Below are 23,888 nucleotides of genomic sequence, written 5' to 3' on the forward strand. Positions count from 1 at the left end.
ATCAGTTGGTGACTGCAACATACACAGCGCCGCTGTCCGAAGTGCCGTCGCTGTTTTCTACTTTGACGACCAGCGAAATCTGATCCGTAAGGTTCATCGGCCGCCAGTGAGCCTGGTATCGCCCGCTGTGATCGGTAAACGACTCAGTGAACGGTGCTCCATTAGTGGAAACAAGGATTTTCCGTCTGGGCATGGGCTCTCGCCCCTCCTTGGCCACAATCAGCGCGGTCATGGAGACGTAGGTCTGCAAGGGAACCGGATTAGGCGACGCAACAACGGATTCCACCGCTGCTGGACACTCAGTGACGGTCAACCAGAGCGTTTTTACCACCCAGCCAGCCAAACCACCCTTTACCGACGCCCGCAATGCAGCCTCGCCTGCTCCTCCCAGGACAATGCGCGCCGTTGCCTTGCCTTCGGCATCCGTCAGGGTTGTCGGCAGCGAGGTGCGGTCGTACTCCCACATCACTTCGACATTGGCCAAGGGTTGCGCGGTACTGGCTGAAACGACCAGGACTTGCGCGGTCATCTGTTGCCCCGGATACCCGCTCGGGTCATCGCTGACCAGTTCCTTGATCTCCCGGGGCTCGTGCAGCAAAAACGGTAAAGAAATCGACTCCGAATACAGCGCATCGCCCACCGTGGCGGTCAACTGCGCCGTACCCGGTGTCGTCGGCACGAACCGTATCCGCGCTTCACCGTAGAAGTTGGTAGTGGTGGTCACCTCACCCAGGTCCGGACTGCTCCAGACAACCTTCATCCCCACCATCGGTCTGCCACTGATGCCCGACACAATGGTGATCTGCTCAGATACAGCCTCGCCCCAAAACAGCGTCTGACTGCTGCGCGAACGATCCGCAATTTTTACCACCTGCGCGCCTTGCCCCAGCGACATTGCAATAACCGGAGAAAGCCTAGCCAACCGCGCCGAGGAAAAGCGCAGGCCGAAACGCCCGTCCTTGAGGTCGCCCGCGTTGAACCGATAGGTCATTCCAGCGCTCGAGAAAAGCCTGGGGTCACCCAGACGTGGCTCCTCGAAGCGCATGCCCAATTCCGTCGGCCCGGTGCCGGTCATGCCCAGCGTCAGGTGCTGGTCAAACAACGCACTGCCCGCCGGGGCACTCACGCGCAATTGGTGCTGCCCCTTGCGCCGAGGGAATTCAGCGCTTTGACCCAGTGGCTGAAACGGTTGGGAGTCGAAACTGTATTCAAATCCGGCCCAGGGGTCCCCTTCCAGCGATAGGACCTTCATGGAGCGGCGCTCTTCAAAACGGTCATAAGGGCTGATAACCGCCGCTGTCACCACATGTTCACCTGCGGTGGATGGCGCAAAGGGAAAACCACTCCAGCCATCGGCAGCCGTCCTGTGCTCTTCGGTGCTGCCATCGCCTGTCCATTGAACAGGCACTTGATCCAGAGCGAGGTCGGGACGATAAGGGGAGCGTACCTTCAGCCACATCCATGCAGGATCCTGCCCAATGACCGGATCCACCGCAGATGCACGGGCGTCTTCGATAGTGATTTTATTGTGGCCCAGGGTCATCGTATTGATGTCGCTCAAACCATGGGTATTGATAACGAATCGAAGTGCGAAGACACCGGGTCTGGTACTTTTTGAACAGTCCAGCGTCCAGATAAACCCGCTGTCATCCACAACATTTTCGCTTCCGCGGGGTGGACTCAATTCGATTCCGAGCTCTGCCGCCGGGCTTCCATTCCATACCAGATCCATGGCAATACCCACTAAAGGGCTTAGCGCATTGGTGCGGAAGATATAGCGATGTACAGCACCGATACACGGAAAGAGTGGCTGGCCCCTGAGATCGGTCATCTGATCCAGGACCACGGTCATTTCTTCATGGAGGTCAGGAGAAAACAGTCGGCAAGAAAAATCCTTGTTCGTGAGAGTGTCGGTGCGCAAACTCACCTCGAAAATACTGCTGGTACTTTCGATACGATCAGAGCTGAACAACCAACTCAGATCTTCCCCTTCGCGCAATATTCTCGGTACGTCAAGGTCGCTCACCGCCAGACCGTTCTCTGGATTTTCGTTCCGCCATCCGAGCGTAATTGCCTCGCCAATCAACGGGCTGCCCGCTAATGCCCGGACCGTCAGGATGTGCCTCTGGCCGCGCTTGCATGCGATTCCGTCATTGGCAATCGGAACGAAATCAAACGTGATGCTGACCTTGTCCTTCCATTCGTCTCGTGCAAACGCCGTGACCGAAAATGAGTGTTCATCTGCCGGCCCGCCTTCGTAGGCACTCACACTGGCGGTAATCGTCTCGTTGCTCAACGCCGTCAAAGGTCGGTAATAGAGGCTGGCCCAGCCCCCACTGCCGGTACGAGACTCGACAATGCCCTCGGGGGTTTGCCAGTCGACGATCGCATCAATCACTGGCTCACCGGCACCTTTGTCAGTGACATGCACCACCTGCACCCGCATCAACGTCTTTTCGGAGTTCTCGACAACCGGTGAAATATTCGGGCCGCGCGTGTCAGCGATCCTGACCTTGTTGCGCGCCAGCGACATGGGTTTACGCGGCGATGGCAGTAACAACTTCGAGCAGACCAATGACAGTTCGAAGCGACCGTCCAGCCAGTCCTCGCAGGCCAGCGTCCAGAGAGTATCGTCCCCCTCAAAAGCGACCGGTTGCTGGAGTGGCGGGTTGACCGTGACCTTCAGCTCTTCATGCCCGACGCCACTCCAGTGCAGCGATAGATCAGTCGCCAGCAAAGGGCTGTCGGCGGGCAAGCGCACAATGAAGGGGTAATCAGTGCCGCGATTGGGATAACCGGTCGCGCTCCACTGGGTCACCTGCCCTTCGACAACGCAACGCAAGTCCATCCAGGGATCGGTCGCCAGCACCGTGACCGAAAACTCGAGAGTCACCTCGCCACTTGGGTAATAAGGACTGTCGACCGAAGCTGTGAGAACGAAATCGCCTGCTTGCTCAGGAACGAAATCGAAGTAGACCAAGCCTTGTTCATCGGTAGTGCCGGTGCCCAGCACACCTTGCCCGGCAGTCGTCCACCTGACTTCCCTGCCATCAATCGCCTGGCCGGTGTAGTACGAGAGAACCTGCACACCCAAACGGACGCTTTGCGCACAATCCAGGACAGGGTAATAAGCCGCGCTCTGTACTTCGCGAAGCGCTAATCGATGATGCCCCAACGACACGTCAATCGTGTATGGCTCGGCGTTGTATTGGTTCACCAGACTTATCGTGAAGTCATGAGCCTTTTCCTCCCCCATATCCGGGCAATCGAGCAACCACTGCGACGGTAGCGGCTGATCGGCTCCCCAGTCGGGGGTCGCCTTGACTGATTCCATCGGGTTGCCGTGAATGATCAATGCGATATTCGTATCCAGCCAGGCGCTGCCGTCTGCCGGAATAAAAGACAGGCCGTGGGGAATGAACAGAGAGTCGTCCGGGTCATCGCCAAGGGAAGCGCCCAGGCAAAGGTATAACGTCTGGCCTGGTGGCAGATCTTCGCTATCCAGTCGCACCGTCTGCAGTTGCAGCGGTTCAAGCTTCAGTTGCAGGTCGATTCGAGTGATGCAGATTGCCGAACGATTGTCGCCTGCGTTGTCAGGGACACCGCTGACCTCAAAGCTCAATGCGTCATCGCTGACGAATTCCAATTGATCCAGCGACCGTTGATACGCGCGCGGCTTGAATTCAAGCGGCTGTCCCGCCAGCCGTCGGGCGTTTTCGAGCTCCGGATTCCGACCTTCTTGCGCCGTGAGTTCGATGCTCATCAACACTTCACCGCGCTTGCGGATGCGCAACCAGCCCGATTCGCCCGACCATGAAACGCCGGGCCGCAGTTCACATAAAAACGTCAGTTCGTAACCGGCTTGTGCACCGGGGGTTTTGGGAGCTTTGACTTCCTGTGTAGCCGAAGCCCCGACACCGACCTCCATGAAATTGACTAACTCGCCATCATAAAACTCGCTCGCCAGGCCAACCCTACCGCTGGTACGCCACTCTTTGAGCCGATCATTGAAGTCACCATTGAGCAGCAGGCTTTCATTTTTTTGCACGACGGGCTCATTCATGATCGCTGGCTCCGTTGCGTTGGCGCGCCAGGTAGGTGTTTTCAGCCTCGGTCACCAGGTCTGTGACCTTTTGGACGTACGTCGGCTCGCCGGCCTTGATGGAGTACCGAACGCGAAGAATGATATTGGTCAAGGATTTGAGCATTGCAGCTTGCGGCTGATTAAGCGGGCGAGGAAAACTCAGCCGCCAATGGGAAACGGCACCCGTGTATTCAAACGGGTTGAGCAATCCTTCGTCGGGTTTCTGGTGGGTCTGGCCATTATCGCCAAGCCCGACCGACAAAACGATCTGCTGACCGCTGCGCAGGTTGAACAGCAGATCGCCAGGTGCGATTGCGGTGGGCTTATGCAAATACTGCACAGACTGTGTGGTCGGCCGGGTCGCGGTCACGCTACTGATCTGCAGCAACGTTGCCCGCACATCCTCGTAGGGACCGGCCAGCACAGGCAGATCGACTTCCACCGAACTGATCTGCCGGCAGAAATGGCCAGGATGATCACGGTCGAACAACAACTGGGTCAGTCTGAACTCCAACACACCTGTTGCCATCAATTGCGCGTGTGCATCTGCCCAGCTGGTTATGCCCTCTTGAGGCTCGATTCTGTCGTCGAACAACTGCCGCAAGGAAATGGTTTTGATCAGTTCCGGCCGCCGCTCGTAGCTTTGCAAGCGCCTGCGCTCCTGGTCCAGCAGGTACATATGCAGTTGTTCACCCGAGCCCAGACCGTAACGGTGATCGAGCCAGGCCTGAGGCAAAGGGACGGGGGCATCATAATCCCCGGTTTCGGCAGCCAGTGAAGCCTGAGCACTAAGGCACAGGCTGACGACTGCGTCGTAGGCCTGATAGTGCAGTGCCTTGAGCTGGCCAAGCATCCAGCCGAACAGCTCGGCATTGCTCGCGCGTTTTTTAAGGAAGTTGTACATGGTCAACGCTTGGCTGTTGGCCCTGAGCGTCTGTTCAAGGCTGGATCTCGCCGCGTTGATCGCATGGCTTTGCGCTTCGATCTGCGCATCGATTGCGCCCACCTCCGCCAGCGCCTGATCGCGTTGCAGCGCCCACTCACTGCGGCGACGGCGATAACCTTCAGTGGTGGCCTGTCGGTCGGCGTCGATTTGCAGCAATGACGAAGAAACCTCCAGGCCGAAAGCCACCGCATCGAAAGTGTGTTCGGGTTTGAAGCCACCGTTGGAAGTACCATAGATTTTTGGCAACGCCGCGATGACGCCCCCTGCCACCCTGACAACTTTGGCCTGCAGTGCTGATGTCTTCGACTGCTGCAGACTGGCCATGACCTGATACTCGATCGGCGAAACGTTTTCGCTGTAACGCATTGCATAGGCGTCGGCCCGGTCCTGCGCCATTGCCCGACTCTGCTTCAGCGCTGTGACATTCGCCTCCAGTTGGGCGATGGATTGTTCCTGTACCGTTTCGGCATAGCGACCCAGCTCGAGGAAATGGTTCTGCTGCGATTCTTCCTGCTCGGCACGGTCGCGTTGCTCGAGCAGACGCAGCACCAGACTGCCGAAATCCCGCAGGCTCTGTACCCCGCGCAACGCGACTTCGAACGTGACCCGCCAGCGATACGCATTGACCACCAGGCGCCCGCCCATCGGTCTGGGCCCGGCCGCGCTACCAGCGGCCAGATCGCGGAGCAATTCCCTGGGATCCGTCATCGGGCTGAATAGCAACACGTCCAGCGGTTTGCCATCGATCGTGAGATTGTTGCGCAGGTTATCAAGGCGTTGCTGCGGCTTTGCAAACAGGTCGAGCAGCGATTGATTGATCGGAATTCTAAAAGGTTCGCAGGCCAACAAACCCAAGATCGGCGGGGTGTCGGAAGCGATCGGGTAATCTGCCAGGTTGAAATCCAGCGTTTGTTCAAGCGCTTCAAGCAGGGGTCGCGATTCGCACTTGTCCAAGAGGTTTTCCACGGTGTCGGTCTGCCAACGAGTCGCTGTGTCGGCGGTGGGCGCCTTGCCCATCAGAAACCCGGCCTGGACATAGCAAAGCTTGGCGGCCACCAGACTGTCACGGGTCAATTGTCGGTAATACCAATCGCCCCACGCCATCAGGTTTTCTACGTAGTCGGTGAACATCAGGATCTGAAAATGCGCGGGTGCGGCATAGCCAATGGCATCCGGATCGAGGGGATTCTGAATTTCCCACCCTGGATTGCCCGGCGCTGTTGCGATATCCAGAGGCCGGCAACGCCAATACGCCGGTTTCGGGTTCGCGATCGGAACCGGCGGATTGGCCGGATCTGCGGTGGCCTGTGGATCGAATACGTAATGCAGCCAGCTCTGCGCTTCCTGAAAGCGTTCTTCGTCGCGCAACCGGGTGGCGATCAAATGCGGCAGGTGGAAAAACAGCTCCCAGAAGTTCAGACCATTGGCACCGTCGAAGGCACCATTGGGTGGTTCAACGAACTCTGCGCCGATCGGCGACGGCTCGCGAATGAACTGGTTGGACCAGTCCAGCACGGCGTCCACGGAAATATTCGAGCATCTCACCAGTTCCGAGCCAAACAAGGAATTGAGCCGAATGAATTTCAACGCCAGTCCAGTTTGATTGAATGAAAGAAACTGTGCCCCGTCGGTACTGTTCTTGTGCAGAGCTGGCGGGACGAAATCCATGAGATCGACAATCGTCAGGTCGAACTCTTTCTGTCCTGTCGGGGAAGTGGGAGAGGCGAATGAAAAAGTGACTGGCGTGGGCCAGGTGCCTTTCGTCCGCGAGGAAGTCCACGACTGAGTTACCCAGCCCCCGCCTGCATCCTGTTCTTCGAGGATCGGCGGCGGGTCACTATCAGAAGGCTGACCTGCAATTTGCAGCTCCATTTTCAACCGAGCGCTGTCCAGGCCCGTGGGGCTGCAAAAACCCTGCACCGTCAGCACATCTTTGTCATCCGCGCGCGTTGCCATAACGTGCAGGTCGAGATAGGGCGTCAGGGAACCATGGGGCTTTATGCGAGTGACAACAGTCACCTGACTGTTCAGTGGGTGCTGAACCGTATCGTTGCTGACGAATCGCTCCTCAAGGGCCAGATCCAGCCATGCGCCACCGTCCAGAAGGGGGCGCATCAGAACGTCGTAGACACCATGCACCCGCAGACTGCCGGATGGCGAAGATAGGTTGCCCGTCAGTAAAATCCCCAACTTGCCCTTCGGATTCAGATAATCGACCTGCACCGTCGCAATCAGTCTGGAGCTCGCCAAACCCTCGTCCTTGTGTTCTGAACTGTGCACACACAACGGCGCAGACCACTGCCCGTTCTGCTTCATGAATGCCAGATTGATCACCAGTTTGCTCGGGCTGAGCGACTCCGCAGCGCTCGCGACTACCGCGTCGCGCCATTCGGCCCAGACCACACACAACCGGCCATTCCAGAACAGCGGGCGGATATCCACCACCTGATCGGCGGTCGGGATTTCCACGGCTTGCCATTCACTCCAGACCGCCGGATTGACCGCTACGCTGGTTGCGCCCAGTTCGATCTCGGCCTTGCGCCAGAAATACTGAAACGGCTGCACCCTCTGCCGCCCCAGAAAGTAGTAATCGGCTTTGGCCGGTGTCACGCCGTCCATGAAGCAGCTGGTCACATCGAGATCGCAGATTTGTTCGAATGCCTGCAAATAATCCTGCAGCGCAGCCTGCACGGTATCTCTGTCCAGACGGGCCTGGTTCAAGTTGTTTTCCAGATTCTTGAACAGACTGGTTTTGCGCAGTCGCACCGATGGAACGATGAAGTTTTCCGCATAGCATGAAACCCGTTGGGGCACGGTCCAGTCGGGATAATTGCTGAAAATCTCCCATTCGCGCAGATGACGCTTGTCGAACTCGTGATCCTGGAACCCTGGTTCCAGCTTTCGATACACCGCATGGATGTACTGCTGCACACAACTTATCGCTTCGGCAACTCTGGAACTCTTGACCTGATAAGTATCCAGAGGATCCATGCGCAGCAATTCAAACAAGTCTTCAGGTGTTTTCAGAAAAGGGTATTTATCATTGGCCACTTGACCGATGCAGTACTCAAGAAGTGCCGAGCGACGTTTTTCCAGCAGCCCGCCAATATTACTCAGTGCCATGATCTTGCTCCTTGAAATATGGCCCGGAGACAAACGCTCGCCAGGCAGTACGCAACGCCCTGCCGCTACTCCCTGGCGAAGGTAATGGCATTGGGGAATATTCTTTCGCGTTCCCCAGACTGAGAGCGAACGCTGAACACGAATGTGCCGCCCGTCTTGCTTGAGACAAAAACCCGGGTAAGCCCCTGCTGATCAGTGAACCCCTGCGCAGGCCGAATAGTGACGGCATCCATCTCCGCGGGCGGAACGCTCTTGCCAAACCACTCCACGAGCGAGTTTTGTCCGCGGTTTCCGTAGTCGTCCTCCAGCACCGCATACAGTTCTACTTCATGACCGTGTTTCACTGTTTCCAAAGGCGTAGGTGAAAGTTCCGCAATCGGGAACGACAACGTAGTGAAGTCGGCAGTTATTTCTATGGGAGGGGCGTATTGCGGCTCGAACAAGTCCAACCAAAGCATTGGCGTGTCGCGGCCCATGACCTTGCCGGGGATAAACTCGGCCGAAAGTGTCCCGTCCGTTCCCGTCGCCTTGTATTCAATGGTGCCCAACGTGGCGCGCCAATAAACATTGACGCCACTCAGCGACTTTCCATTGGCGTCTTTGAGGGTCACTTTATAAGTGACTTTTTCGTCTGGCTTGTTAGCCACGACGGTGCTGTCATCCACCACTTCGCACGTGATTGTGACCAGCCCTTTGACGTCGCCTGGAACATGCACGATCGGGGCACGAGTATCGGACTCGCCGAGCAGGGCATGTTCGGCGGCATCGGCATAGGATTTTTTGTCGACGGTTTCGGGCAGATTACCAATGAGAAAAATCGTTAACGCATCCATGCCGGTCTCGGTGGACAGCGCCAGCACGCGCATCAACAAATCGAGCTGGGGAAGGTTTTTCAACACCTTCAGGTCGGGATCGATGCGGCTCACACATTCGCGCACTTCCTGAACGCTCCAGCCAAAAAAATCGGCCAGTTTGATCGCCGCCGCCTGTTGTGCCAGCCATCTCGCATCTCCGGTGACATCCGGCAATGCGTTGACCTGGCGCAGGTAGTCCAACAGCTTCTGTGGCGGTTGGCCGCTCGAGGCTGAGGCGAGGGCAAAAGCGCGAGTGAGCATGGTCAGGTAATAAAGCGTGCGAACCGTCAACGCATGCTTGTCGTCCTGAACCAGCCAGTCCTTGTAGCCGCTATCCAGATAATCCTGCAACAGCGCCGCGCTTAACCCCAGTGTCGACACCACCTCACTGCGCCGGCGAACTTCAGCCAGTAGATCGAATGATGTGTCGGCAACTCGGGGGCGAGTTCGGCCGGCCCCTTCGCTTCCCGCATCCGCTTGCTCCAGCACATGCAGCAGTAACTGATGCACCGTGACGTCTGCCCAGTTCAGGACCGGCAATGCCTGATCCACGCCAACGCCGGCGTATGCCGCCAGCGTCTCCTTGACCAGCGAAGTCTGCGCATCGCGCATCTGTAAAAACGCGCTGACCATGCTGTCGATGATGCTCTGCCGCAACGCTGGCTCGATCTCACCCAAGGCGCTGTCGACCGCCCAGGCGATTTTTTTATGGACGGAGGCCAGATACATCTCAGCGCTTCCCTCCGGAGGCAGGATCAAACCATGCGCGTCGGTAATCGGCCCCAGGTTGTCGGCGGATGTCGCGAGAAATTCGATCCAGTCCGCGGCCCCGGCTGCCGGAACGCCTGCCATGAGAAACGTACTGTTGGACAGCTGTGCAGTCGGCAGCAAATTGCGAAGCTGCTCGAAAAACTGCTCATCCTGTTCGGATGGATCCTGAGCCGCTGGCGCAGCGACCGCATGCTGCAACACCCACAACACCGGCAGATTGTTTTGCGCGCACCACTGCACGCAACTTTGCATAGCCTCGATCAGTTCCAGCGCATCCGGTGAACCGTCCGGTACATCGTGAATGACAGGCGTGTCGGCCAAGCCATTGACCCAGTCATCGCCGCCCAGGATCGATAGCATCAGCACGCCTTCAACCGGAGTGATGTTCAACAGCCGGGCCAGCCTCACCAAACGGTAGAAGCTCGAGATAATCGCTGCGTTGCGCTTCAATTTGTCGGTAAAGCCATGAGCCTTGGCCACTGCGTTCGCCAGCACGTAATAAGTCTGCGGATCAATCGCCAGACCACTGCAAAGCTGGCTGATCGTCAGATCCACCTCGCCCGGTATCGGCGCCACCGCAAACTCACCGTCGTCGAGCTTGAAAGGCTCGCGATAACCGGTTTGAAAATTGAACACCTGATCGAACTGCGAGAGCGCTTCGCCGCGACCATAAACCGACAGCTCACCGACAAAGACCGCAAAGTCTGCAGCGGTGCATTCGTAGCGCTCGCGCAACGTCTGGAACAACCCAAGCGCATGAACCGCGCCACTGGAGATGTCCATCTCGTTGCTGTGACCTTTCGTTGAATTGCCGCGCCCTGTTGCCCGGATGACCGATGTCAACACTGCGTCCAGCTGTTCGAACGGCAATCCTGTCCAGTTGGCCAGACGCACCATCTGATTCATCCGGGTATAGCGGTTGAACCCGATGAGTTCGTCGGGGATTGCCGTCATTCGAATGCGAGGCTTGGTTTCAGGATCGAAACCCACCGCTGGCGCAGTACCGTTATTTATGTAAACCGAACCCGAGCGCTCGCTTTCAGGATGCTCGGGCGTTTCATCCGGGTAGGTCACATTGGCCGAGCGCACAGGAGCAAAGTCGCCGATCGACAGAAGCGCCTCGATCTGTCGGCTGTCGAGCTTGGTGCGCTGACCGAAAAACTCCACCTGATTGAGATTCGAATACATCTCGGTATAGGTACCAAAGTTGTGCGCAAAAAAAGCTTCGCGAAGGGCGAAATCCGCACGCGGTTCTGTCAGCAACAGGCGCTGATAAGGGCCAAGCCGCGAAGCATGGGCGAAACCCTTTGCAGTATTGGCACCTCGAGCATTGGCTTGGAGAAAATAGGGATAAGCCAGGTCGACCCGGTGCTCGAAGTCGCCCACCGACAGGTCATGAAACTGCGCGATACCATCAATCGTGACCCAATGCTGGTAGTAAGGCAGACCATTGGGGTAGCGGGCTGCGATCAGCGCGTCTTCGATGGATTTGATATCCGTTTGCGCCGCGATGAATTTCTCCAGCACCTCAACGATGATGTCCACAGAAGAGATCGATTGATAAACCGCATTGAAGTCGACGTTCAGTGCCAAGAGATCTGTGCGCCGGTTATGCAGCGAGAAATCGTCTTCCTTTCTAATACCCTCCAGACGGTCACGAACCCAGCGCAACAAGTCGATCAGATACGCCACTGGCGACCAGATGGACTCCAGTGCATCTGGCGGGCACAACGCGGAAAAATCGGTACCGATCAGAGCGTGATAATTGGGACCGTCTACGATCGATAACAAACCGCTGGAGCTGCGCTTTGGCGCGGGCCTGGTGCCCCTCAGCGTCTGCTCGATAAATTGGCGCCGCTGAGACGTGGCCAGGCTATTGGCGCCGCGCCAATATTGTTGCGCTTGCTCAACGCTGAGCTGATGCTCTTGGACCATGCATTGAACCCCCTTTTCAACCAGTGGATAAATTGATCCACCGTTTTGCAGGTATGTCTCGAGGTTCTGCAGTCCGACGTTCTGTGCTCGTTGTTCCTTGCTGAACAACTGATCGAACAGCTGCAGGGGGGGACGGCGCGAATCAACCATGATCAGATTTCCTTAAGGCGACAACTGGCCCGCGCAACCTGACGTCCTTCGTCAGGCTGCACATTCAATGAGTACGATTGAGCGCTTCGAATGGCGTCAAGTCCACTGTCATTTATGACAGGTTTTATAGCCGTTCGTCGGAAACCGCGTTTCAGGAATTGTCGTTGCGCAAGCGTGCGGCTTCGACTTCAAAACGCGCACTGTCGGCCCAATCGGACATCGTTGCGCCATCCGCCGCGTCAGTCAGCGTCTGCCGGAATCGGTACCAGTTGCCCGCCAGAGGCAGTGCCCTTGTCGCCGCCCCGCGCCAGTGCTCATCGACCACGGGTACCTGAGCCAGCCACTGAATATCCGGGTTGTACCAACTCACGACGGCGCCCACGCCCGGACGGCCCTTGCCGCTGAACTGCACTGGATGACTGACCCAGCGTCCCGGCGCCGGCTCGTCGAGGGCTGGCACAAAAGTACCCAAAATGACCGAGCGCAGGGTTTCAAATGATTCGAACCCGTCCAGTGATGCGATTGCCTCCAGCCGGTAAAGCCCGCCGTCGGGTGGACTTGTATCAAGCATCACTGACCAGGTGCGATTTTCCTGCACGATGGCGCTTGCCGGTTCTGAGCGCGTGGCTCCGACCAGCGTCACCGTGACCGTATCGCCCGGCACGCCAAAACCGCACACCACCACCTGCTGCCCGATGGCATCGCCCTCGATCGGGGTTTCAAGGAAGGGTGCAGCCGGCACAACGTCAAAGTGCAGCGGCTCGCTGTCTTTCGACTCCTGCAGTTTGCCGCTTTCATCCATGAAACTTTGCCGGGCCCAGATCGTTTTGCTGCCCACCGGCAACGTCACTTCGGCTTGCCAATTGCCCGCCCAATCCACAATGACATCACTGAGCAGAGGTTCGGCAAGCCCTTGCAGACAGACGTCAACAACCCCGCCCCTCATGCCCGTACCCTTGAGCAACGCGGTTCGTGGCAACTTGCCGTGTTGTATCGGCTGGAGAAATTCTGGCGGCAGCAGCACCACCGTCAATTCATGCTCGTCACTGTGTAGCGACGGTCGACCGTCCATTGTCTGCTGGGCGTCAAAGGTGTAGAGCCTGAATTGCTCGAGGCTCAGGTCAATCGACCAGTCGCCATCCTGGCTCAATATTTTCGGATCGCCCAAGGGACGATCAAACTGTTTGTCGCGCAGTTGCAAAGTGGCGCCCACCATACCCATCGTGCCCTCGACCGTTACAGCACGACCGACTTCCGAGCCGTCCGGCGGCTGGGTAATCACTGGCGTGACCATCGCTCTCCTGACAACGAAGGTCGTGGACGTCGGCTGCGAAGTTTGCTGAGCGGCGACTTGGGTCACTGTGACGGTATGTGTGATATCCAGGGCAAACTCTTTGTCGCGCCTGAACTGCCACGTGTCTGCACTGACAATGCCCTTGTGCACAATGCCGGTTTCGTCGCTGTACTCAATGTTCACGGTTGCACCCGGCCAGCACGTGCCGCTGAACCTGGGCGAAAGTCCGTCATCTTCAGGCTCGTTCAAGCCAGGGGCCTGCGGCGGGATGGTGACTTTGAGGACAAACCAGTTTGGCGACTGGTGACCGTCGAGATATTGCTTGATGTGAACCTGACGCTCAAACGAGGGTCCCCAGACCGTTGAAGCCTTGGTAGACCACCGCCCGCCAGCAACCTCCACTGCTGGCGCTTCGAGATCCCCGCTATTGGGCCTGCGTGGATTCACCGTGGCGCCGTTGAAGCCTTTGCCGCTGAAGGTCGGTTGGTAGTCGTTAGTGAATTGCACATCACTGACATCGGGGAGGATATTTTTTACTTCGAAGGTCAGCGGCAGCGAGTCGATCCAGCCGCTGGCGTTGTCTCTGATCTTCTGGACGGCGTTGATTTTATAGGTGCCAAATTTCCAGCCCGTTACGGTGGTGCTCCAAGTGCCGTTGCGCTGTACTTGTGCATTTGGAGGCGCGACCGGCATTGGGTCGGCTGGACTTTCGAGGATAGTGAACTCGATTTCGGTTCTGAGCTTCTCGTCGAAATGTCCGGTGCCGGAAAATGTGATCGTTTCATTGGCTTGCGTATATGTGACCGTCGGCTTGCCCGTGCGTACTCGTATGCCGAAGGGTTCACTTGTTATTGAAGTAATCCCATTGACTGTGTGCGTGCCGAAAATCGAATGCGGGCCGGGTGAAAGGGTGCCTTCTCGGCGCCATTCTCCAGTGACGGGATCAGGCCAGCCCACGGTCACGGCGTTGCTCCCCATTTGCTCTGAATACACATCGACCCTGTTCTGATAGAAACCAGTGGCGCCGGTCCCCTCGAACATCGTTTTGGCTTCCACGATTGGCGGCGAAGCGGGGTTGGGCTTTGGCGCTGTAAATACTGGAGGCCCGATAACATAAAACTCTTGAGGATCCCCAAGGTCGGCAAAGATTCCTTCCAGACTCTGTTGGGCAACGAGGGTGTAGCGAGCCCCTCGCGCAAAAGTATAGGTACTGGTTGCGGCCCAGTCGCCGTCGGAAACCGCAGTAAAAGAGACGGCAGGCAACGTTGAACCTTTTATGTATACCCTGATTGTGGCGTCTTTGTACGCCCCGCGCCCCCTGATTACGGGTTGAACACTCTCGACGGGCAGACTGATATTCGGGGACGTGATTTGGATTTTGTTCAGAACGGTGAACTTCCGCGTTTCGGTATATCGACCCCGCGTTCCGTCAACGTCTTCACGGATCAGTAGCTCGTGCGCGCCTTGAAGAAGGCCGGTCGATAATGTGACAGTCCACGTTCCATGACTTGGAGTAGTGTGCGTCGTACTCATTACGGCTTTGTCGGCAGGACGCACAAGCTTTATCACACTGCCTGAGCGGGCAGTACCTGACACCGTCCCGCCGACTGTAACAACCGCTTTGGGGTGGAACGTGGCAGGCGCCCTCACTTCAACATACTGAGAGGTCCATGGTGCCCACGTGGTATTTCTCCTCCACACCCCATCAAACTTGGCCCTCCCTTCCACGAGTCCATTGATCTGGATAGTGTTCCAATGAACCGCCTGAAACCAAGATCCATCAAGAATAGTCCTGCTGGTGTTTCCAGAATGAAAGTCCATCCACGCCTGATTATATTCTCCGACGTACGATGGAATACTGAATGTAAGCGGCGTATCGGGGGCGAGTAGAATCGTACTGTTTGCATCGAGAAACTGGAGAGGCAGCAAAGCGTGAACATCTGAACTCCCGTCATCTTCGTTCGGAGCACGCTCACCTTCCTCAGGAATAAAAGTACCCTCTGACATGATTGTTTTCCTCTCGCTAAATTTGGCAGCCAGTCTTGTTTTACAGAACACGCCAATGCGCAGGCACCTGTAAAACCTGACAGTCCCGATCAGCGGTAACTATTCCCACGCCGCAACATGCAGACGTCCTTCAGCGATTAGCACGCGGCTACATCGGGTTGCGCCGTTGCCTACACATCACTCAGAATCCGCCGGCTTGTGCGCTTTGAAGCTGCCCCGTAACGTGATCCGTGCCGCTGCCAATCAGTGGTCGGGTTTAGTCGCCCGGGGGTTTGTCATCAAGGTGTATAAGCATCATCCAGTCGGGTAATCCCTATCCCCGCACTCGATGGTGGCTGTACGCAGGGCGCTTCGGCGCGCCGGTTTTTGGTGATACCCCCGGTCGACTAACCTGCGTCCAGCCGCCACCCTTTCGTTTAGTCGCGAGGGGTGAAGGCCCCAACCAAGGGTTATCACCATGATCAAACCAACACCCAATCCCCCGGAACCCGAAGACTCGACCTCCCCCTACGCCTCCCCCGATTCCACCAGACTCCACGAGGCCGCTGAAAAAGCCCTCGATCACTACCTGAAAAAACCCGCATCTGCGCCGTCGTGCAATTCCGTCGATCGCGGCATGCAGATGTTCATGGTTGCGCCCGACATCAACCCCGAAGCGATGGCCATTCAAACCTACGAGACCTTTTCTTCGGTCAGCATTCTGCTGCTCGACCTGGCGGACAGCCTCGAGGACAAGCCGCGACATCTGGCGATGGCGATCTATCAGTTGAGCGAGATGGGCTTATTGCTGGCGGAGAAGGCGCTGGATCAGGAGCGGGCGATCGCGGTGGGCTGATTCTGCAGAGAGAGGGTGCATGGACCGGCCCCTTCGCGAGCAGGCTCGCTCCCACATTTTGTCCTCATTCCTTCAGTTGGAACGTCATTCAAAGTGGGAGCGAGCCTGCTCGCGAAGCTTGCTGCTAACGAATCAGGCAGAAGCGGGCAGCGGCTGAAAACTGAAATACTGCTTCAGCGCCAGCACCAGTTGGCCGAACTCCGGCGGAGCGCGGCGCAGGATGAAACCGGCGTCGTAATGCAGCGGCGTGGCGTCTTCATGGCACCACACGCAACAGGCGCTGAAATCGATGACTTGCTGGCTGCCATCGCGGGCGGGGACCTTGAGGCGTAACTGAAAATCCACCCCGATCATCATCGGCAACTGGCTGATCAGCATCAGCCCGTCCGCAGACACATTGCCTAGAAAGCCGACGGGTTTGTCGGTGACGCTGTTGAACACTCTGAGGTAATACGGCAGTTGATGCCGTTCGATCCGGCGGTCGGTAGACATGATGTGCTGTTCGCCATGCAGGGCTCCGTCACGGAGCCGCACCTGTGCTTCGGAACGAACCTGTGCGACAGGCCCGCTCTCCCCGCTTCCGGTGTGACGGTCGCGACAATCGCCGTCACCTTGTAACTGCCAGTCGCAGGTGTTGCGCCGTTATCGAGACAAGGCTCGAAACGGTTTCCTTGACTATAGCGGAGCTTGTACAGACGGCCAGATTTTGTACGAAAAGCGCGTCAGAAGCGCGTCGGCCGTACCACCGCAGCGGCGCTGCGTGTCGGATAATGGCCCAGGCTCTGCAGGGTTTCCAGACGCGCGCGGGCGCGGTAGGCGTATTCGCTGTTGGGGTACGAAGCGATGATGAACTGGTAGGTCTGCACCGCGTCGATGTAGAGCTTCTGCCGTTCCAGGCACTGACCGCGCATCATCGACACTTCCGGCCACACGTACGGGCGAGCGCGGCTCGCGCGTTCGACCTTGGACAGTTCGAGCATGACCTGCTCGCAGTTGCCGCGTTCATAGGCGCTATAGGCGTTGTTCAAATGGTGGTTCATCGACCAACGGGTGCAGCCCGTCGCGGCGAGGACGCTGAGGGCAAGGGCGGCAATGGGCAACAATCGCATGGGGGTTCTCCTGTCTTGTGCTCTGTATCGACCCCAGGTCGGAAAACTTCAGACGCGCTGGTCGCAAAGTTGCCGCGTTCAATAAAGAAAACGATAAGTAGTGCATTCGAACAATGACTACACCCTTCGAGCATAGTAGCCTCTGCCTGCGCTTGAACTCAGGAGTCTTTGCATGTCCGTCCGTCGTACCAAAATCGTCGCTACCCTTGGCCCGGCCAGTAACTCGCCGGAAGTTCTCGAACAGCTGATTCTGGCTGGTCTGGACGTCGCCCGTCTGAACTTCTCCCACGGCACCCCCGACGAGCACAAGGCTCGCGCGAAGCTGGTGCGTGACCTCGCTGCCAAGCACGGCCGCTTTGTCGCCCTGCTCGGTGACCTGCAAGGCCCGAAAATCCGTATCGCCAAATTCGCCAACAAGAAGATCGAGCTGAAGATCGGTGACAAGTTCACCTTCTCCACCAGCCATCCGTTGACCGAAGGCAACCAGCAGGTGGTCGGCATCGATTACCCGGATCTGGTCAAGGACTGCGGCGTGGGCGACGAGCTGCTGCTCGACGACGGCCGCGTGGTGATGCGCGTTGAAACCGCCACCGCCACTGAACTGCATTGCGTGGTGACCATCGGCGGCCCGCTGTCCGACCACAAAGGCATCAACCGTCGCGGTGGCGGCCTGACCGCTCCGGCCCTGACTGAAAAAGACAAGGCCGACATCAAGCTCGCCGCCGAAATGGAAGTCGACTACCTCGCCGTATCCTTCCCGCGCGACGCCGCCGACATGGAATACGCCCGTCAACTGCGTGACGAGGCCGGCGGCACTGCCTGGCTGGTGGCGAAGATCGAACGCGCCGAAGCCGTGGCCGACGACGAAACCCTCGACGGCCTGATCAAGGCCTCCGACGCGGTGATGGTTGCCCGTGGCGACCTCGGTGTGGAAATCGGCGATGCCGAACTGGTGGGCATTCAGAAGAAAATCATTCTGCACGCACGTCGCCACAACAAGGCCGTGATCGTCGCGACGCAGATGATGGAGTCGATGATCCAGAACCCGATGCCGACCCGCGCCGAGGTGTCCGACGTGGCCAACGCCGTGCTCGACTACACCGACGCCGTGATGCTCTCGGCCGAATCCGCCGCTGGTCTCTACCCACTGGAAGCCGTGCAGGCGATGGCGCGCATCTGCGTCGGCGCCGAGAAACACCCGACCGGCAAGACCTCCAGCCACCGCATCGGCAAGGAATTCAGCCGCTGCGACGAGAGCATCGCGCTGGCGACCATGTACACCGCCAATCACTTCCCGGGCGTCAAAGCGATCATCGCGCTGACTGAAAGCGGCTTCACCCCGCTGATCATGTCGCGTATCCGCTCCTCGGTGCCGATCTACGCGTTCACCCCGCACCGCGAAGCCCAGGCCCGCGCAGCAATGTTCCGTGGCGTCTACACCATCCCGTTCGACCCGGCCTCGCTGGAACCGCACGAAGTCAGCCAGAAAGCCATCGACGAACTGACCAAGCGCGGCGTCGTGGAAAAAGGCGACTGGGTCATCCTGACCAAGGGCGACAGCTACCACACCACTGGCGGCACCAATGGCATGAAGATCCTGCATGTCGGTGATCCGCAGGTCTGATTGACCGGCCGCTGAAACGCAAAAGCCCCGCCATGTGAATGGCGGGGCTTTTTTGCTTAAGATTCAACAGATATTTTGTCTGGTAAGGCCCTTTCGCGAGCAGGCTCGCTCCCACATTTGAAATGCAATCTCCTGTGGGAGCGAGCCTGCTCGCGAAGGCGTCTTAACACTCAGCGAAAAAACCCGCTCAACGCTGCCACCGCCTCCGGCGAACGCAGCCGCTGGGTAAACAATGCGCCCTCCTCCTCGATCACTTTGCGCAGCAGCTCGCGATCGGGCGCTCGCATCAGCTGCTTGCTGATTTGCACGGCCTGGGCCGGCAATTCATTAAACCGCAGCGCCATTTCCCGGGCTTTGCTCAACGCAGCCGCGCCACTGTCCAGCGCTTGTGTGGCAATCCCCCATTGCGCAGCCTGCTCGCCGCTAAAGCCTTCACCGAGCAATAACAACTCAGCCGCTTTCGCTTGCCCGAGCAAACGCGGCAGGATCAGGCTTGAACCGAATTCGGGGCACAACCCGAGGTTGACGAACGGCATGCGCAGCCGGGCGTCGTGGCTGACATAGACCAGATCGCAATGCAGCAGCAGGGTCGTGCCGATACCCACCGCAGCACCGGCCACGGCGGCGATCACCGGTTTGCGGCATTCGAGCAGATTGAGCATGAAGTGAAACACCGGGCTGTCGAGGTCGCTCGGCGGTTGTTCGAGGAAGTCGGCGATGTCGTTGCCAGCCGTGAAGCACTCGGCGCTGCCGCTGATCAGTACGGCATTGATTTCGGGATCGCTGTCGGCCTGTTTCAGTGCTTCGGCGAGGCGGCTGTACATGGTGCGGGTCAGGGCGTTTTTCTTGTCCGGGCGGTTGAGGCGCAGGGTCAGCAAACCGCGTTCGCGTTCCAGCAGGATGGCTTCGGTCATGGCGTGTCTCGCGTCTGAAAATCAGCGCTCAACCACGGCTCACAAACACGTCGGCCAGCAGTTGATTGCGCGGCAATCCGGCCAGGTACAGACGCTTGGCGAATGCGTCGACACTGGTCGTCGAGCCGCAGACTAAGGCCAGGGTCTGCCGGGAAACAAGGCGCAGTTGCGCCAAAGCGGCGGTCGACTCGGCCGCGGTCCACAGCTCAACACTGAGGTTTTCCCGCTGCGCAGCCAGTGCAGCAAGGGGTTTGGCCAGATAGTGCTCGCGTTCGTCATGGGCCAGGTGAATGACGCGGATGGCGCCTTGGTGATCCTGACGCAAGGCTTCGCGCAGCACACCGAACAACGGACCTAAACCGGTACCGGCGGCCAGCAGCCACAGCGGCCGGGCGTGCCAGTCCGGATCGTAATGCAAGGCACCGCCGCGCAGTTCGCCAAGGCGGATCGAGTCGCCGATCTGCAGCTTGCGTGCGGCATCGATGAATTCGCCGGGCTGGCGGCAATCGAGGTGAAACTCGAGAAAGCGGTCTTCTTGCGGCAGGCTCGCCAGCGAGTACGGGCGGGCGATGTGGCCGATCCACAACACCAGATGCTGGCCGGCGCTGTAGCGCAATGGCCGCTGCGGGGTCAGGCGCAGGCGCAGAACGCTGTCACTGAGCCAGTCCAGCGCTTCGACCACGGCCGGGCGGCCGTCGCTGATCGGGTCGAAGGTATGCACCTGCAAGTCTTCGACCACTTGGCATTGGCAGGCCAGGCGCCAACCGTCCTGACGTTGCTCGGCACTCAAGGCATCCGGGCGGTTGTCGCTGGGCACACCTCGGATGCATTGCACCAGACAGGCATGGCAACTGCCGGCGCGGCAGCTGTATGGCACGGCGACACCGTTCTGATTGAGACTGTCGAGCAGGTTGCTGCCCGCTTCAACCGTCCACTGCCGATCACCGACGCGCAATTCAGGCATCAATGTTCTCCCACGCGGCGGCACAACGATTGCGCCCGTCACGCTTGGCCCGGTACAGCGCCTGATCGGCACGCTGCAACGCCTCATCCAGATCATCGCCAACGGACAGCAGGGTCATGCCCGCCGACAGGCTCAGGTTGCGCACTTGCAGGCCCATCAATTCCACCTCACTGAAGGCGATGCGCAAACGCTCGCAACACGCGGTCAGGCGTTCGGCATCGCAGTCGGGCACCAGCACGACGAATTCCTCGCCACCATAACGCGCCAGCACGTCACCGTCGCGCAGACAGGCTTGCGCCACCCCGGCAAACGCCTGCAATACCTGATCGCCGGCGGCGTGGCCATGCAGGTCGTTGATGCGTTTGAAGTGGTCCAGATCGATCAGCGCCAGCCCGTGCATCACGTCGCTGTCCAGCGCGTTCAGCTCGCGGGAAGCGATGCGCAGGAAATGCCGGCGATTGAACAGCCCGGTCAGTTCGTCGGTGGCGACCAGATCTTCAAGCTGGCGCATCATCCCGCGCAGGGTGTCCTGATGCGCCTGCAAGGCAAACCGACGCTGGCGCTGACGTTGCCGCGAGACCTGGACAAAGCGTGCGTAAAGCACCAGCCACGCCAAGACCATCGCCAGAATGCACACCTGCAACGCCGCGAGCGCAGGCTCGGCCAAGCGGAAGTGGTAGGCGTCCCACAGGGTAATCGCGGAAAAACTGAAGAACACCAACAGCGCGCAGCGGATGAATACCCGTCGGGTGAGATGGAACAGGCCGAACAGCAGGATCAGCACATAAAACACCAGAAACGCGCCGCGCGCTTCGTCGACATGGGCGATCAGCCACGTCTGCCAGCCGAGGCCCATCAGCACTTGCGCTTCGGTCAGGCTAGGGTCGGCGAAGCGCTGGTTGCGCCCGCTCCAGAACATGGCGAAAAGGCTCGCCTGACTGATCACCACCAGGGCGCTGCCGATGGCCACGCCACTGAGCGATTGCTGGTAATGCCCGGTGAAAAACGCCAGCCACAGCAGCAGCAAAGCCAATCCGTAGGTGGCCGCAGCGAGGGCGAAGCGTTTGAGCAAAAGGCGTTGAATGGCGTTATGGGTCAATCGTTGACTCACCGTGCGATAGGAGGCTGACCGAGTGTCCTACTCTACAGACCGGATGCCACTTTAGAGGGCCGGTCGCTAAATGACCACCGATTTTCGGGCTCGAAAATTGACGTCAAATGCATGACCTGATTGAGCTGCATTGATGCCCGCACCAGGTCCCTGTGGTGAGGGGATTTATCTTCGATGGGCTGCGAAGTGGCCCCTTGCAACCTGTCAATCACACTGAGCTCACAGGTTTTACGACTGCTGCGCAGCCGAGCGGGGATAAATCCCCTCGCCACAGGGTCATCCGACCAAAAGCCAATGTGCCCCCACCACCGAGGCGCGGTATACTGCCGCGCCTTTTTAGCGTCGCGCCACAAAGGGACAGCTACAAGCCGCAAGCCTGAAGCGGCAAGCTCAAGCTGTCCGCGTAATGCTTTAACTTGCCGCTCGAAGCTAGAAGCTTGTAGCTGCCCCATCGTGTTTTAGAGGAGCGCGACTCATGACCGTGATCAAGCAAGATGACCTGATTCAGAGCGTTGCCGACGCCCTGCAGTTCATTTCCTATTACCACCCCGTGGATTTCATCCAGGCGATGCACGAAGCCTACCTGCGCGAAGAATCGCCAGCGGCCCGTGATTCGATGGCGCAGATCCTGATCAACTCGCGCATGTGCGCCACCGGCCATCGCCCGATCTGCCAGGACACCGGTATCGTCACCGTGTTCGTCCGTGTCGGCATGGACGTGCGCTGGGATGGCGCCACCATGGGCCTGGACGACATGATCAACGAAGGCGTGCGTCGCGCCTACAACCTGCCGGAAAACGTCCTGCGCGCCTCGATCCTTGCCGACCCGGCAGGCGCTCGCAAGAACACCAAGGACAACACCCCGGCGGTGATCCACTACTCCATCGTCCCGGGTAACACCGTGGAAGTGGACGTGGCGGCCAAGGGCGGCGGTTCCGAGAACAAGTCGAAAATGGCCATGCTCAACCCGTCCGACTCGATCGTCGACTGGGTCTTGAAAACCGTGCCGACCATGGGCGCCGGCTGGTGTCCGCCGGGCATGCTCGGCATCGGCATCGGCGGCACCGCCGAGAAAGCCGCGGTGATGGCCAAGGAAGTGTTGATGGAATCCATCGACATTCACGAGCTCAAGGCCCGTGGCCCGCAGAATCGCATCGAAGAAATGCGTCTGGAGCTGTTCGAGAAGGTCAACCAGTTGGGTATCGGTGCCCAAGGCCTCGGTGGCCTGACCACCGTGCTCGACGTGAAGATCATGGACTACCCGACCCACGCCGCATCCTTGCCGGTGTGCATGATCCCCAACTGCGCCGCCACCCGTCACGCACACTTCGTGCTCGACGGTTCCGGCCCGGCCTCGCTGGAAGCGCCACCGCTGGACGCCTACCCGGAAATCGTCTGGGAAGCCGGCCCGTCGGCGCGTCGTGTCAACCTCGACACCCTGACCCCGGAAGACGTGCAGAGCTGGAAGCCGGGCGAAACCGTGCTGCTCAACGGCAAGATGCTCACCGGTCGCGACGCGGCGCACAAGCGCATGGTCGAAATGCTCAACAAGGGTGAAACCCTGCCGGTCGACCTCAAGGGTCGTTTCATCTATTACGTCGGCCCGGTTGATCCGGTCGGTGACGAAGTGGTTGGCCCGGCCGGCCCGACCACCGCAACGCGGATGGACAAGTTCACCCGCCAGATCCTCGAGCAGACCGGCCTGCTGGGCATGATCGGCAAGTCCGAGCGCGGCCCGACCGCGATCGACGCGATCAAGGACAACAAGGCTGTGTACCTGATGGCTGTCGGCGGCGCTGCGTACCTGGTTGCGCAAGCGATCAAGAAGTCCAAGGTGCTGGCGTTTGCCGAGCTGGGCATGGAAGCGATCTACGAGTTCGAGGTCAAGGACATGCCGGTCACCGTAGCGGTGGACAGCAAAGGTGAGTCGGTACACATCACTGGCCCGGCGATCTGGCAACAGAAGATCAGCGAGAGCCTGGCGGTAGAAGTGCAGTAAGCTTCTGGCGTCATGAAGACGGCCGGTGCATCCGCAAAGATGCCCCGGCCGTTTTTGCTTGTTCAAACCAATTGCGATAAAAGAATCGCCCAAGCACAGAAAACGATCTTGCGCACCTGTCAGATCTGACAGGTCCATCTCTGGCCCACTCCTGTTAGCGTCTATCCA

The 23,888-nt window shown here is 58.7% G+C and carries 12 protein-coding genes; 3 read left to right on the top strand and 9 right to left on the bottom strand.

The features are described 5' to 3' along the window. Position 1: 1 nt before the first annotated feature. The 4 genes from BXA01_RS09550 to BXA01_RS09565 form a co-directional block, all read right to left on the bottom strand. Positions 2-4,063, bottom strand: a complete 4,062-nt coding sequence (locus tag BXA01_RS09550) for an Ig-like domain-containing protein (protein WP_076563965.1) — start codon at positions 4,061-4,063, stop codon at positions 2-4. Then, positions 4,056-8,153 (bottom strand): neuraminidase-like domain-containing protein, encoded by a 4,098-nt coding sequence (locus BXA01_RS09555; RefSeq protein WP_076563966.1) that lies wholly within the window; start codon positions 8,151-8,153, stop codon positions 4,056-4,058. Before BXA01_RS09555 ends, BXA01_RS09550 begins: the two co-directional genes overlap by 8 nt. A gap of 65 nt (positions 8,154-8,218) precedes the next feature. Then, a complete protein-coding gene (locus BXA01_RS09560) occupies positions 8,219-11,863 on the bottom strand; it encodes a Tc toxin subunit A (protein WP_076563967.1) in 3,645 nt (1,214 codons plus the stop codon). Between the two features lie 151 nt (positions 11,864-12,014). Then, on the bottom strand, positions 12,015-15,164 hold the full coding sequence (locus tag BXA01_RS09565) for a hypothetical protein (RefSeq protein WP_076563968.1): 3,150 nt from the start codon (positions 15,162-15,164) through the stop codon (positions 12,015-12,017). 457 nt (positions 15,165-15,621) lie between these two features. On the opposite strand from BXA01_RS09565, the gene BXA01_RS09570 reads away from it, so the two are divergent. After that, positions 15,622-15,999, top strand: a complete 378-nt coding sequence (locus BXA01_RS09570) for a DUF6124 family protein (protein ID WP_076563969.1) — start codon at positions 15,622-15,624, stop codon at positions 15,997-15,999. A gap of 132 nt (positions 16,000-16,131) precedes the next feature. Here BXA01_RS09570 and BXA01_RS09575 read toward each other — a convergent pair whose 3' ends face one another. After that, a complete protein-coding gene (locus tag BXA01_RS09575) occupies positions 16,132-16,491 on the bottom strand; it encodes a PilZ domain-containing protein (RefSeq protein WP_076563970.1) in 360 nt (119 codons plus the stop codon). Between the two features lie 230 nt (positions 16,492-16,721). Beyond that, positions 16,722-17,108 carry a tetratricopeptide repeat protein gene (locus BXA01_RS09580; RefSeq protein WP_016773461.1) on the bottom strand — a complete coding sequence of 129 codons (387 nt, stop codon included), beginning with the start codon at positions 17,106-17,108 and terminating at the stop codon, positions 16,722-16,724. Positions 17,109-17,280: 172 nt separating this feature from the next. On the opposite strand from BXA01_RS09580, the gene pyk reads away from it, so the two are divergent. Then, positions 17,281-18,732, top strand: a complete 1,452-nt coding sequence (pyk, locus tag BXA01_RS09585; protein WP_024014116.1) for a pyruvate kinase — start codon at positions 17,281-17,283, stop codon at positions 18,730-18,732. 170 nt (positions 18,733-18,902) lie between these two features. Here pyk and BXA01_RS09590 read toward each other — a convergent pair whose 3' ends face one another. The 3 genes from BXA01_RS09590 to BXA01_RS09600 are packed head-to-tail and all read right to left on the bottom strand — an operon-like array spanning position 18,903 to position 21,709. Next, entirely contained in the window at positions 18,903-19,646 is a 744-nt protein-coding gene (locus BXA01_RS09590) for an enoyl-CoA hydratase-related protein (RefSeq protein WP_076563971.1), read from the bottom strand. A gap of 28 nt (positions 19,647-19,674) precedes the next feature. Next, positions 19,675-20,610, bottom strand: coding sequence for an iron-sulfur-binding ferredoxin reductase (locus tag BXA01_RS09595; protein ID WP_076563972.1), 936 nt, complete (start codon positions 20,608-20,610; stop codon positions 19,675-19,677). Further along, positions 20,603-21,709 (bottom strand): GGDEF domain-containing protein, encoded by a 1,107-nt coding sequence (locus BXA01_RS09600; RefSeq protein WP_041479822.1) that lies wholly within the window; start codon positions 21,707-21,709, stop codon positions 20,603-20,605. The genes BXA01_RS09595 and BXA01_RS09600 overlap by 8 nt, the downstream gene beginning before the upstream one ends. A gap of 487 nt (positions 21,710-22,196) precedes the next feature. Between BXA01_RS09600 and BXA01_RS09610 the strand changes: the two genes are divergently transcribed. Continuing rightward, positions 22,197-23,720, top strand: a complete 1,524-nt coding sequence (locus tag BXA01_RS09610; protein ID WP_016773454.1) for a fumarate hydratase — start codon at positions 22,197-22,199, stop codon at positions 23,718-23,720. Positions 23,721-23,888: the final 168 nt, after the last annotated feature.

This window comes from Pseudomonas sp. B10 (assembly GCF_900156235.1).
In the GTDB taxonomy this organism is placed as follows: Bacteria; Pseudomonadota; Gammaproteobacteria; order Pseudomonadales; family Pseudomonadaceae; genus Aquipseudomonas; species Aquipseudomonas siliginis.